We start from the raw sequence: 12,961 nt of genomic DNA on the forward strand, positions 1-12,961 counted from the left end.
ATGAAAAAGGGACTGATCATATTGGCATTCCTATTGATATCCAATACGGGGTATTGTCAGAAATTCAAGGAATGGTTTCGTCAGAAAAAGACGCAGAAGCAGTATCTGATCGAGCAGATCGCGCAGCTTAAAATCTATCTGGAACTGACTAAAAAAGGATATAAAATAGCAAAAGAGGGGCTAACGACGATTGGTGATATTAGACGTGGCGAGTTCAAATTACACAAAAACAGGTTTGATTCCCTAAGTATTGTCAAGCCAGCGATTAGCAAACATCCGGTGGCCTCAGCAGCGGTATATCAAATCGTCTACACGATCAGGCTTTATTACCAGCTGGGTGATCTGCTTGCGGCAAATGACTGGTTGTCCTCGCAGGAAAAACGCTACATCAAATCCGTTTTTGATCAGCTGGCTTGGGACGGGGTCGATGTGCTGGATAATTTGGATGAAGTGACCAAAGACCGTAAACTAAAAATGACCGACGACGCAAGGGTCCAGCGCATTGAAATGCTTTACAGGCAGTCGCAACAAATTTACCTTTTTGCCAGGCAAATCTTTGAGCAAGCTACTACTCTCTCAACGCAGCGCAGATCAGAACAAGATAATATTGACAATAGCCGTGCACTGCATGGCATAAACTGAAACGACATGAAAATATCATTGACATTATTACTTCTCGCTTTCTTGCTGGTACCAGTCACCAGGGCCGAGGCCCAGACCGCTGAGGTAACTCAACTGATCCTGAACATTGAAAAGCTCAATCAGCTTCGAAAGATCCTCAAAGAACTCAAAGCGGGTTATGAGATTCTTTTCAAAGGGTATAATACGATACGCGATCTTTCCCGCGGGAACTTCAAGCTGCATGAAGCTTTTTTGGATGGCCTGTTGCAGGTCAGCCCAGCAGTCAAAAAATATTCCAGGGTACAAGACATTATTCAGTGTCAGCTCGCGCTGGTAAAAGAATACAGGACAGCCTACCAAAAGCTCTCTTCGACAGACAATTTTACACAGGATGAGCTCGCGTATATGGAGGACGTTTACACGGATCTGATCCAGGGAAGTGTAAAAAATCTTGATGCGCTGACAACCGTTCTAACCGCCAAAAAACTCAGGGCATCCGATGACGAAAGGCTGCGGCTTATTGACAGCATCTACGAGGACATGACAGATAAGCTGACCTTCCTGCGCCATTTTAACAGCAACAGCGCCGTACTGGGGGCTCAGAGAGCCTCTGAAAAAGCGGATATTGAGCTCAGAAAAAAAATGTACGATATAGAACCTTAAACAACGAACATGTATGGACAAGTTATTCAGGATCATCCTACTGGTGATCGCAGCGGCTGTATTGCCCGGCCTATGCATGGCCCAGGGGTTTCCAGAGCAGATCCGGGGATTAAACAGTGTACTTGACTCGCTCTATCAGGAGATGCTACCGCTTTGCAGCAAACTGATTAACGTCGGCCGCGGTATTGCCGGTTTTGCAGCCATCTGGTACATTGCTCACCGGGTGTGGCGACATTTATCTAACGCCGAAACTATTGATTTTTATCCGCTATTCCGTCCGTTTGTTCTCGGTTTTGCGATCCTGATTTTCCCTTCGGTGATCGCTATGATCAATGCCGTGCTATCGCCAACTGTCCGTGGCACTGCCGGGATGGTCAAAGATTCCGATAAGGCGATCGCAGTACTGTTAAAAAAGAAAGAAGAAGCAATTAAGCAATCCGATTTCTGGCAGATGTATGTGGGCGATGACAGTAAAGGCAGCCGGGAAATGTGGCTGAAATACACGTATGGCGAAAATTATTCGGAAGGTTTTGGAGAAGGAATCCCCAACGATATCAAGTTTTTTATGGCCAAACAATCATACAACTTCCGCAATTCGATCAAAGCCATGATCAGTGAGGTGCTAAGACTTCTTTTTGAAGCAGCTGCGCTTTGCATCAATACCATCAGGACCTTTTATCTGATCGTGATGGCCATCATCGGCCCCATTGCTTTTGGCATTGCTGTATTTGATGGTTTTCAACATACACTGACAGCATGGATTGCGCGCTACATCAATATTTTCCTTTGGCTTCCTGTTGCCAATATTTTCGGGGCCATCATTGGAAAAATCCAGGAGAAAATGATTGCACTCGATATCCGGCAGGTACAGGAAAGTGGTGACACGTTTTTTAGTGCCAACGATATGGCTTATCTGATATTTCTGATCATAGGGATTGTAGGATATCTCTCAGTCCCGTCCGTCGCAGGTTACATTATCCAGGCAGGTGGAGGCAATGCGCTGCTGCATAAAACCACTGCACTTTTGGGAAATACGGTAACTGGCGTTGGTAACTACGCATTTCCGGCCGGGGGTGGTTTCGGCAGATTACCTGCCCCTGCCAAGAGGCCCTGATTTTGATTATTTAATAAAACCATCCAACTCATGTTTACCAAAGCCAAAAATATTGATACGGCATTCAGACATATCCGGCTTTTTACACTAGTGGTGGTCTGTGGCAGCATGGTCTTCTGCTGTTTTGCCCTTTACAAAAGCTACCAGCTCGTACAGACTGCGCAGGGGACTGTTTATATTCTTGCAGAGGGCAAGGTACTGGACGCTTATGCCTCCCAGCGCCGTGAGAACATCCCAGTCGAGGCACGCGATCATGTTGCCACCTTCCACCGTCTGTTTTTCACCCTGGACCCCGACGACAAGACTATTGCCGCCAATGTTTCCAAAGCACTTTACCTGGCTGACGCCTCAGCAAAGAAGCAGTATGACAACCTGAAAGAGTCGGGGTATTACACCGGAATCATTTCAGGTAACATCAGCCAGCAGGTGCAGATCGACAGTGTTGAAGTGGATATCTCTGTCTATCCCTATTACTTTAAGTGCATTGGGGTGCAGCGCATCATCCGGCCTACCAGTATCGTTTCACGCAGGCTCATCACCGAAGGATACCTGCGCACCATTTCCCGCAGCGATAACAATCCGCACGGGTTTCTGATCGAAAAGTGGGAGACCACTGAAAACAAGGATATCAGTGTACAAAACCGCTGACAGCAGGCGCGCCTGTTTTTGATTCTTCACTTTTAAACAGCCAAAATATGTTTTACAGATTCAATGCCCACAGGGCCACCAAACCACAACCGAATGACTCTAAAACGGATAGCATCGCCAGAAAAATTGCCGGGAACATAAGCCGTGTCCAGTGCTATTGGGCCACAATTATGGATAAGTATGCACGCAGACTCCCACATAAATGGCTCAAAGCATTATTAATTGCCTTAGCGTTGGGATCGGGTTCTTACTGCACTTACCTGTTTGAAGACGGTATATTTTCACACGTTGCTTCACGGGTTGAAAAAATTGAATTTAGAAGATTATGGCCCTTTGGCCAGTCCGGAGAAAAAGAAAAGCTCCAAAAACAGTCGGCATTCGCCCGCTATCTGGATAGTCTCGAGCGCGAAGTCAAACGGGACAGTCTTGAAAACCCGCAATACTACAAACCTTGAACTTAAAATCTATTGTAACCTATTAAAATTTAACAATCATGGAAAACAGGACATACTCTGCCCGTTTCTTGCAACAACGCAAGTTTTACACCTTCCTACCCCTTTTGGTACTCCCATTTCTGACCTTCTTTTACTGGGCCGCAGTCGTTAAAAATGTAAAGAAGCATGAAACAACGGTAGCAGAACCTACGGGGCTGAATACTAATTTGCCTGATCCGGCCTTAAAGGAAGGTAAACCCATGGACAAACTCAGCTACTACCAGAAAGCTGCCGAAGATTCTGCCAAACGGGCCGAGCAAATAAAAAAAGACCCGTACAGAAAGGATGAACTCGTTTCCGAAAGCGAAAATCCCCTAATGACACTCCAATCACTGGAAGGGCCCAACGGAAAACATAAGCGTGTAACTCCGGTTTCCTATAAGGGAAAACGCTATTCGGATCCCAACGAAGCAAAGGTTTATGGCAAGCTTAAAGAACTTGATGCCGTCCTTGCAGCGTCTGCTGAGCCCGGTTTTGAAGCTGAGAATAAGTCCGTCAAAAATCAAATTCCTTCAACTGTTACTGGCGAGACAGACACTGGACCTGACATGCAAAGATTGGAATCTTTGATGGCTGGACTTGAGGGAGAGGCTGAGGTGGACCCACAAGACCCGGAAATGAAGGAACTTAATGAATTGCTGGAAAAGGTGATGGACATTCAGCACCCTGAGCGCGTCACAGACCGTTTGCAGAAACAATCGCAGGAAAATGAAAACCAGATTTTCCCTGTCACAACCCAGCCCGTCGAAAACCCGGTTACCACATTAGAAAATACGATAGCCGCCGATTCCTTGACTGATAACTTAATTTCCGAACTGCCTTTTCAGCAGAATGGCTTCTTCTCACTGGATCAGGACGTTACAGCCAATGCGGGCAACGCCATACCTGCTGTTGTGCACCAGGACCAGCAGCTGGTAACAGGAGCAACAGTCAAACTGCGGCTGACCGGAGATGTTTATGTTGGCGGTGTATTGATTCCAAAGGACAGTTTTGTATTTGGGCAGGCCTCACTAAACGGTGAAAGGCTTATGGTGCAAATTGTTTCAATCCGCTATGAAAACTCGCTGCTGCCCGTCAAGCTTTCTGTTTATGATCTGGACGGAATTGCGGGTATTCACATTCCGGACGCCATCAGCCGAGATGTGGCTAAACAGTCCTTAGGCCAGGATATTCAGGGGGTAGCCATCGGATCGCTCGATCCTTCGCTTGGAGCACAGGCGGCCAGTGCAGGTATCCAGGCAGCAAAAACACTCATCGGCAAAAAGGCACGTCTTGTTCAGGTATCACTAAAAGCAGGTTACCAGGTGCTGCTGCGGGATGGTAATGGAGCGTCGATGTAAGCCCGTTTAGAGGATCTATACTTTCACTTTAATTTCTATAAATCATGAAGAGAAACCGAATCGGCCGTATACTGGCCCTGCTGATGCTTGTGATCAGCGGAAAGGCATTTGCTCAAAATGTAGAGCTCTTTGTCATTGAGCCTTTTCCGTTGGAGATCACTTATCACAAAACAGTCAACCTGATCTTTCCGTTTGCCATTAAAAGTGTTGACCGCGGAAGCCGGGATGTGCTGGCCCAAAAAGCAAAAGGCATTGAGAACATCTTACAGGTGAAAGCTGCAAACAAAGGATTTGTCCAGACGAACCTGACCGTAGTTACCTCGGACGGAAAGTTGTACTCTTTTGTAGTCAGTTACTCAGACGAGCCCTTGCAACTGAACATCGAGCTGATCCCTGACAAAAACAAGCCCGCTTCATCCGCCCTATTTCAACAAAGCAATCAGGCTGTGATCAAGCACAGCTCAGAGCTGGCTCTTTCAGATAAAAACAAAGTCCATAGAATCAGGGATCGAAGTGACAAGGCGCGGTTTGCACTGAGTGGGCTTTACATCAGGGAAGATGTGATTTTCTACCGTTTACAACTTGAAAACCACTCGAATATCGCCTACGATATTGAAAACCTCCGATTTTTCATCCGCGATAAAAAACGGGTAAAACGCACGGCTGTGCAGGAAAGGGAGATAATGCCTGTTTACGTCCATCAGGATACTTCTGCGGTTGGAGCAAATAGTTTCCATGTATTTGTCTTTGCACTCGACAAATTCACTATTCCTGATCAAAAACAGCTCACCATTCAGCTCATGGAGAAAAAGGGAGGGAGGCATATGCAGCTGCAGGTACAGAACAGGGCCATCGTCCGTGCCAAGCCACTTTCATAAATACAGTAACATTTTCATTAACCATTAAATACTTACGATCATGAATGAGAAAAATTTCGATTATCTCAAAGACCAGGTCAAATTCACCGGTTTCGGACAAGAGCTGGAATCACAGCTTAAAGCCAACCTTGCCAAATCGCAAACAGAGTTCCAGCTAAAACATACCACCGCTTATGGCAAGGATGAGCTGAGTTCGGTATTGCAGTTCAAAAAGTCCAACCAGACTGATATGTTCTTTTTTAATAGCTACACCGCTTCGCTCAAAAAAGAAAACGAACAGAAGGCTATCGAGCAGAAGTTTTACATCAATAAAGAAGCAGGCAACATTACCCAAAAAGAAGCTTACAACCTGCTTAATGGCCGCGCAGTGAATAAGGATCTGACAAACAAGGATGGAAAACTCTACAACGCCTGGGTACAGCTGGATTTTAAGGAAGCAGATCCCAGCGGAAATTACAAAGTCAAACAATTCAGTGAAAAATACGGATTTGAACTTGAAAAAGCACTTTCTAAACATCCAATCAAAGAGCTTGGCAATGATACGGACAAATCGCGTCTGATCGAATCGCTTCAAAAAGGGAACCGTCAGGCGGTCACCTTTACTCAGGACGGGGCAGAACAAAAACGCTTTATTGAAGCCAATCCGCAGTTCAAATCGGTTGCTGTTTATGATGAACGTCAGCAGCGGATCCGCAGCACACAAACAGAAAAGCAAGGCCAGGGTGAAAGCCAATCCCAGCAGCAAAGCGAAAATCAGGGCGGTAAAAAACAGGATGTTAAAAGCCCGGAAAACGATGAGCCAGCCAGGCAGGGAAAAAGAAAGGGAGTTTCAGTTTAATAGCCTTTGCTTTATCTAAATCATACAGATCATGGAGCAGCCACATGTAAATAATGAGATTACATCAAACAGGATAGCGAAGGAGCTAAACGAGTGGAAAGCCCGTGAACTAAAGTTTGAAAAACTTTTTTCTCCTGAGATATTAAAAGATAAGGCGTTTTTAAAAGAAAAGCTTGGTTTTTATAAGCATTTGCAATCCAAATACGGCCGCTCAAATGCGCCGGAAGAAAGAATGACGCTCATTATTTTAGCGCGGCAGCAGGATTTGCTTCGAAAACAGGTTTACCCAAACCTGTGGATGCGGCTTTTGCAAAGAGTACTGGCTCCATTCCGTGAACGGCAAGCGGCCATGCAGACTACGATTTCCTCCGACCGTAATCTGGCTGATCTGAAAGAGGCTGTTGCCAAGGCTGGATTTGAAGATGTCGGCTCGAAGCTCGCACAGCAAATCAAACAGGGACAAAGGGAATTTTCGCTCCCTTTGTCCTATTACATCAGTGAAAATCAAAAAATGGATATCAATCTGTCCTTTGCCAAAGATGCAAGCGGTGCGTACCGGTTTGAAAAATACCAGGCAGCACTGACTGATACGAATAAGCCGCAAGAATCAAAAAAACAAACATTCTCTTCCGAAGATCAAATCAGCGCTTCGCAGGCTCAAAACCTTCTTTCTGGCAGGGCTATAAAAATTGAGACTTTTGATATCAATCAAGGTTCTAAATCTAGATGGATACAGCTCGATTTTAACGATCAGGATCCATCTGGAAACCATAAATTAAAAGAGTTTCACAAAGATTATGGTTTTGACCTGCAAAAAGCCGTGAGTCAACTCGGTGTGAAAGAAAGCCTGACCGCGAAAGATCAACAGACGCTACTTGATGCCTTAAGTCGCGGTGAAAAACCGCAGGTGACCATCATGCGGGAAGGAAAAGAGGTTAATCTTTCCATAGAAGCAAACCCGCAGTATAAAACGCTGAATGTTTACGACGAGCATCAAAAGAAAATCAGCATCGCGCAGGCATTATCGGGACCTGAAAAAGCAGCTTTGAAAGTTACAGAACAAACTCAGGTGGTAAGTGAGCAGCAATCTAAGAAAAATGGTCAAAAAGTAAGATAATGAAAAAGGATTCGATTTTAACTGTGTTTTTTTCAGCCATTGAAAAAGATCAGCGTCTGGGCATTTCGCATATAGGACTGTGTGTGACACTGATTTGCCTGTGGGAAAAACAGGGCTTTAAGGGGCCAGTAGACGCTTTTGGAAAAGAGATCATGCGGCTTTCAAGAATTGCCAGCACCGCTACCTACCAAAAGCTTTTGCGCCAACTGGTGCAGTATGGATATATCAGATATCTGCCCTCCTATTATAAAGGAAAGGCAAGCAAGATTTTCTTATATCTGAAACCTTCGGAAGAACGTGGTGACTAAAAAAGTTAAGATCGTAAAACCCAGTCCTGATCTGAGCCAGTCTGATATTGGATACAGACTATACGAAACAGCGCTATTCAAATACGAATTGTGAGAATGTAACAGCATTTAATAAAACCATCAAGAACAATTACTTCATAAAATATGGCACGTAAAATCAATCTTATACTTCAGGGAAAAGGCGGTACAGGCAAAAGTTTGTTCACTTATTTGAGGGCTTTGTCTGAGATGGGCAGCTCTTCCTTATTTGTGGATGCCGATGGCTTTGCCAGGACTTCAAACAATCAGTTAATTTTTCTACCGGAAAAACGAAAAACTACGTTGTCCATTCAGACAACAGGACAAAGTCCGGGCAAAATTGATCTTGCTACTTTTATTCAAAGTCTAAATATGTTATCATTTGAAAATGAGTCATTTATTGATTTTGGCAGCCTGGAAAGCAGACAAATACTTGAACTTGATCTGCAGAATCCCGAGTTTGCACCGGATTGCGATGCACTGGGTCTAATATCTCCACTTTCATATAATAGTCGCAGGTGGTGGTAATTATCAGCCGTGTGAGCAGTATTTGACAAGGATATGCAACGCTGTGGATCCATGGTTCGAGCTTACCGTATGGAAAAACCAGGGCACGTTCAGTCCATTTCCGCAGCTTTCTGATCAGCTTGATCAAACCTGTGAAAAGCTTGATGTACCCTTAAGGAGCTTTGCCTACTTTGAGCCAGAGAGCTACCTTGGAGGCCGTATTCTTAATGGCATAATCGATGGACTAGGTCTGGAAACCTATCAGATGGGTCCCATGCTCCGGCTCAGACATGAACTGGATATTAACTTTGACGCAAAAATGTAAACAAAGGCTTTAAGTTAAAATGAGGATTTCAAAATTATAGTCTGTTGCTTGATAATTGAGACATATTTTGTACATTAAACTGATGGATATATCCGAAAAAATCAAATTCTGGAGGTTGCCTTATATTAGAGGAATTGAAATGTTGCACGCTAGTTATATTCTGCAATCGTTTAGCAGACATATGCATGAAGAATTCGCTGTGGGGGTAATTGAATATGGAAATCTGGGCTTTTCGTACAGAGGCAGACATTTGGTGGCTTCACAGGGCTGTATTAATGTTTGTAATGCCGGAGAATTCCATACGGGAAATGCCCAGGCCCCGGAGGGCTGGCGATACAGAATGTTTTACATAGATCCTGATTTCTTAGCAAACACCTTTGCCCAGGCAACCGGGCAAGTTGCCAGGATCCCGTTCTTCCGACATGGAGTGATAAACGATCCATCCCTTTCACGCAGCCTGCATCATTTACATCAAATGCTTGAATTAACCGCCCATGGCAAACTCCAGCAGGAATCTACGCTACTTGAGACAATGATTGAGTTCATTGTGCGTCATTCAGACTCCTCTATTGCTGTGCCCCCAGTCGGACACGAAAATCAAAAAGTGAAAAAAGTGCGGGATTATATCGAAGCTTGCTTCACCGATAACATCAGTCTTCAAAAGTTAGCGCAAATACCTTGCCTTAGTCAATTTCACCTTGTACGTGTCTTTCAGCAACAAATTGGTTCCACCCTATGCCTAAATCAAACGTAAGGGCGATACATCGTATCCGCCCAAGCAACCACGTGTTGGCTATTGAAGATTTTACTCTAGCAAGTTCTGCGGCAGGAGGATATGGTATTGACTAGGCTTGGTGTCCAGGATATTTTCGAAGACAACTTTTAGCCATTGATGCGGATTGATGTTATTTTTTTGCATTGAGTGATGAAGGAATACATTACTGCTGCGCGCCTGGCACCTTCGTGACTGCCTGCGAACAAAAAATTCTTACGTCCCAGCTTATGTAAAGCTTTACATAACATCGGTTGAACTAAACCTACGGTAGTCCCCTCATAGTTCCTATCCAGTGTGAAGCATTGGAGAAAAGTAAGGCACCCGTTGTTGCCTCGGGGTGCTTTGAGTTGCTTTGCAATAAAATTTTAAACTCAAATGGATTTCATTCAGAAACAACGGGTTTCCGGTGCGCAAGGCGCATCCGGGGATTATGTCACCGTCGTACAACGGGCATGCGACAAAGTAACGGGTTTCAGGGAACTTTGCCAAGAGCTGGCGCGATCCATCAGCATCAACGGGAAGAGCCAGAGCGCATTGACGAATTATTCCAGGCAACTAGCGCATTTAGCGCTGCATTATGGAGTGATACCTCTGGAACTGGAACCCGACCAGGTGATGGATTACCTACACCTGGTCAAAAGCCAGGGCAATCTATCGCAGTCATTTTTCAACTTCACTGTCCACGGCATGCGCTACGCCTGCAAAATGCGCGGATTGGATTACAGCCGGTTTGCCTTGCCGACGATTAAGAGTCCCAGAAAACTCCCAGTGGTACTCAACGGATCGGAGATGAAAGCGTTGCTGACAGCCTGCAATCTCCTGAAGCACCGCATCATGAATGGATTGCTCTACGGTTGCGGGCTCCGTACTAGTGAACTCCAGCAATTGAAAACCACCGACATCGACCTGGAAAGGGGCATGGTCCATGTCCGCCAGGGAAAGGGCTCCAAGGATCGGTACCTCCCGCTGGGGAAAATGCTGTGCAGGGGCCTTAAAAGATATATACTGGAAGAAGTCCCTGTGGATTACCTGTTTGTCAACCGGTCAGGCGAAGCCTATTCGCGGGCAGGGGGGTAGCCGAGGCGGCCAGGAAGGCCCGGATCGCAAAGCACGTCCATCCGCACACCCTGCGCCATAGCTTCGCCACCCACCTGGTGGAACAGGGCGTGCACATCATCGTGGTGAAGGAACTCTTGGGACACGCCTACATCGAATCCACCATGGTTTACCTGCATGTGGCCAAACCGTCCATCCGGTCGGTCATGAGCCCGCTGGACAATCTATACGGACAGGCCTGATGCGCGCCCGGCACGAAGTGGCCGATGTGCTGGACGCACATTGGCCATCCGTGCAGCGAGGCGGAACGTTCAATATCTGGCAGCTGCGCACCCTGGATGCTGTCAGGCGATGCCGCACGGCATCGCTGGGCTCGCATGTGGACGTGTGCGCCGATTGCGGCCACGAACGGATCAGCTACAACAGCTGCAGGAACCGCCATTGTCCCAAATGCCAGGGCAGGCAACGTGAGCAATGGATACAGGCAAGGGAACGCGAGCTGTTGCCCGTTCCTTATTTCCACGTTGTGTTTACCCTGCCCGATATACTGAACCCGCTTTGCCTGTACCAGGGAAAGGCGGTCTACAGCATCCTGTTCAGGACGGCATGGGACGTACTCCGCAGTTTCGGGAGTGACCCGAAATGGCTGGGCGCCCAAACCGGGATGATTGCCATACTCCATACCTGGGGACAGACCCTAAGCCTGCACCCACACCTGCACTGCATCGTGCCGGGTGGTGGGCTCAGCCCGCAGGGTAAATGGAAAACCGCCAGATCACAGGGCAAATACCTGTTTTCCGTGAAGGCCATGGGCAAGGTGTTCCGTTCCCGGTTCATCAGTGCCCTGAAAGAGGAATTGCCGGAACATATCACCCCCGGATTGGTTGATGGGCTATATGGCAAGGATTGGGTGGTATATGCCAAACGCCCGTTCAACGGCCCGCAGAGTGTCATTGAATACCTGGGACGGTACACCCACAAAATCGCGATCAGCAATCACCGGCTCAAAAATATATCGGAAGGAAAAGTTGCCTTCAGCTATAAAGATTACCGGCATGCAGCTGCAACCAAAGAAATGACCTTGGATGCCATGGAGTTCATCCGCAGGTTCTCCCTGCATATACTGCCAAAAGGTTTTGTGCGCATACGCCATTATGGTATACTGAGCAGTACGGCGAAAAGCAGGTGTGCCGCCGATATCAAAACGCAGCTCCCGGAACCTGTCCCGCATAATGCAGGCAGGCCGCAGCCGCAGCAATACAATCCCTTCCAATGCCCCTGCTGCATGCAGCAGACCATGGTCACCGTGTTGAGGTTCAACGGGAAAGCACCACCCGCGGACTGGAAAACACTGGTCAAAAAAGAAGTGGCGGGAATAAATTGAAAAGCGCGCTTAACGGTGCATGGCGGAGCTATGTCCTGAATTACCCAAAAGCATGGAAAACGTTACGATAAAGGTCGAATAACAACACTCCAAACGATGAAAGCAGATGGAAAAATACGCAAAACCACATAGTTCTCCCTTATCCAGAACTAAAACCGACCACCAGCACCATCCTCGAACCTGACATCCCAGATAACAATCCCCATAATATATAGCTCCCAGGCACCCGGTTTAGTACAACCAAGGCTTCATCTTGTGCGCTACGCGCAGACGAAGCCTTATTTATTATGTATAGCTGACGATTATGTAAAGTAAGTATGCTAAAGTCGCTTTTGAGCTTCTTAGAAGTATCCACCCAAGAGCCTACAACTTGACACTTAGGAATTTTTGGCTACAAAATTTTGCGGCAGTAAATTGTAGTATTGGCTTGGCTTTGTATCGATTATATTTTCGAAGACATGTGTCAGCCATTGGTGTGCGTCTACTTTATGGCGTTTGCACTGGTCAGCGAAGCTAAAGGTAATGGCCGCCCTTTGCGCACCTTCATGGCTACCGGCGAATAGGAAATTTTTTCGGCCCACAGCAATGGCTCTAATTGCATTCTCCACCCAGTTATTGTCCAACTGAAGCCTTCCATCATACATGTAGTGCCCCAGCTCATCCCATCTTTCAATAGTATACCGGAAGGCAATACCGATCGGACTTTTAGGAAGGGCTTTATACATGTTGCTGCTGATCCATTTGCCTAGCAGATTGTAGGTGGGCAATGATTTTTCCAATCTAAGCTCTTTAGTCTGCTCCGGATCCAGATTTTTATCGCGTGCAAGACGTTCAACGGCATATAGTTCCTGGATAAGCAACACCGCAGTTTCGGC

Annotated in this window: 17 protein-coding genes and 1 pseudogene; 16 read left to right on the forward strand and 2 right to left on the reverse strand. The window is 46.4% G+C overall.

Features of this window, described 5'->3' with window-relative positions:
• The 13 genes from FDK13_RS32975 (at position 1) to FDK13_RS33035 (ending at position 9,625) form a co-directional block, all read left to right on the forward strand.
• On the forward strand, positions 1-642 hold the full coding sequence (locus FDK13_RS32975) for a hypothetical protein (RefSeq protein WP_137344287.1): 642 nt from the start codon (positions 1-3) through the stop codon (positions 640-642).
• A 6-nt stretch (positions 643-648) separates the two neighbouring features.
• Positions 649-1,284 (forward strand): TerB family tellurite resistance protein, encoded by a 636-nt coding sequence (locus tag FDK13_RS32980; protein WP_137344288.1) that lies wholly within the window; start codon positions 649-651, stop codon positions 1,282-1,284.
• A 13-nt stretch (positions 1,285-1,297) separates the two neighbouring features.
• Entirely contained in the window at positions 1,298-2,398 is a 1,101-nt protein-coding gene (traJ, locus tag FDK13_RS32985; protein WP_137344289.1) for a conjugative transposon protein TraJ, read from the forward strand.
• Between the two features lie 30 nt (positions 2,399-2,428).
• Positions 2,429-3,046, forward strand: coding sequence for a conjugative transposon protein TraK (traK, locus tag FDK13_RS32990; protein WP_137344290.1), 618 nt, complete (start codon positions 2,429-2,431; stop codon positions 3,044-3,046).
• Between the two features lie 47 nt (positions 3,047-3,093).
• On the forward strand, positions 3,094-3,501 hold the full coding sequence (locus FDK13_RS32995) for a hypothetical protein (RefSeq protein ID WP_137344291.1): 408 nt from the start codon (positions 3,094-3,096) through the stop codon (positions 3,499-3,501).
• Positions 3,502-3,539: 38 nt separating this feature from the next.
• Positions 3,540-4,880 carry a conjugative transposon protein TraM gene (gene traM, locus FDK13_RS33000; protein WP_137344292.1) on the forward strand — a complete coding sequence of 447 codons (1,341 nt, stop codon included), beginning with the start codon at positions 3,540-3,542 and terminating at the stop codon, positions 4,878-4,880.
• A 44-nt stretch (positions 4,881-4,924) separates the two neighbouring features.
• Positions 4,925-5,758, forward strand: a complete 834-nt coding sequence (gene traN / locus FDK13_RS33005) for a conjugative transposon protein TraN (protein WP_137344293.1) — start codon at positions 4,925-4,927, stop codon at positions 5,756-5,758.
• Between the two features lie 40 nt (positions 5,759-5,798).
• Positions 5,799-6,596: a hypothetical protein gene (locus tag FDK13_RS33010; RefSeq protein ID WP_181956158.1), complete on the forward strand. Its 798-nt coding sequence runs from the start codon at positions 5,799-5,801 to the stop codon at positions 6,594-6,596.
• A gap of 31 nt (positions 6,597-6,627) precedes the next feature.
• On the forward strand, positions 6,628-7,713 hold the full coding sequence (locus FDK13_RS33015) for a hypothetical protein (protein ID WP_137344294.1): 1,086 nt from the start codon (positions 6,628-6,630) through the stop codon (positions 7,711-7,713).
• Positions 7,713-8,021, forward strand: coding sequence for a hypothetical protein (locus tag FDK13_RS33020; protein WP_137344295.1), 309 nt, complete (start codon positions 7,713-7,715; stop codon positions 8,019-8,021). The genes FDK13_RS33015 and FDK13_RS33020 overlap by 1 nt, the downstream gene beginning before the upstream one ends.
• A gap of 144 nt (positions 8,022-8,165) precedes the next feature.
• Positions 8,166-8,567, forward strand: a complete 402-nt coding sequence (locus FDK13_RS33025) for a P-loop NTPase family protein (protein WP_137344296.1) — start codon at positions 8,166-8,168, stop codon at positions 8,565-8,567.
• 22 nt (positions 8,568-8,589) lie between these two features.
• Positions 8,590-8,871, forward strand: a complete 282-nt coding sequence (locus FDK13_RS33030) for a hypothetical protein (RefSeq protein WP_137344297.1) — start codon at positions 8,590-8,592, stop codon at positions 8,869-8,871.
• A gap of 82 nt (positions 8,872-8,953) precedes the next feature.
• Positions 8,954-9,625, forward strand: coding sequence for an AraC family ligand binding domain-containing protein (locus FDK13_RS33035; protein ID WP_137344298.1), 672 nt, complete (start codon positions 8,954-8,956; stop codon positions 9,623-9,625).
• A 51-nt stretch (positions 9,626-9,676) separates the two neighbouring features.
• Here FDK13_RS33035 and FDK13_RS36310 read toward each other — a convergent pair.
• Positions 9,677-9,870, reverse strand: a pseudogene (locus tag FDK13_RS36310) (transposase domain-containing protein); the annotation flags it as partial.
• Positions 9,871-10,021: 151 nt separating this feature from the next.
• On the opposite strand from FDK13_RS36310, the gene FDK13_RS33040 reads away from it, so the two are divergent.
• The 3 genes from FDK13_RS33040 to FDK13_RS33045 are packed head-to-tail and all read left to right on the forward strand — an operon-like array spanning position 10,022 to position 12,086.
• A complete protein-coding gene (locus FDK13_RS33040) occupies positions 10,022-10,723 on the forward strand; it encodes a tyrosine-type recombinase/integrase (RefSeq protein WP_220417494.1) in 702 nt (233 codons plus the stop codon).
• 50 nt (positions 10,724-10,773) lie between these two features.
• Entirely contained in the window at positions 10,774-10,944 is a 171-nt protein-coding gene (locus FDK13_RS36825; protein WP_374756123.1) for a tyrosine-type recombinase/integrase, read from the forward strand.
• A complete protein-coding gene (locus FDK13_RS33045; RefSeq protein WP_137344299.1) occupies positions 10,944-12,086 on the forward strand; it encodes an IS91 family transposase in 1,143 nt (380 codons plus the stop codon). Before FDK13_RS36825 ends, FDK13_RS33045 begins: the two co-directional genes overlap by 1 nt.
• A 377-nt stretch (positions 12,087-12,463) precedes the next feature.
• Here FDK13_RS33045 and FDK13_RS33050 read toward each other — a convergent pair.
• Positions 12,464-12,961 (reverse strand): IS66 family transposase (locus FDK13_RS33050; protein WP_137344300.1); only part of this gene is annotated, 498 nt, incomplete at its 5' end.

This window comes from Dyadobacter frigoris (assembly GCF_005280585.1).
Classification (GTDB): Bacteria; Bacteroidota; Bacteroidia; order Cytophagales; family Spirosomataceae; genus Dyadobacter; species Dyadobacter frigoris.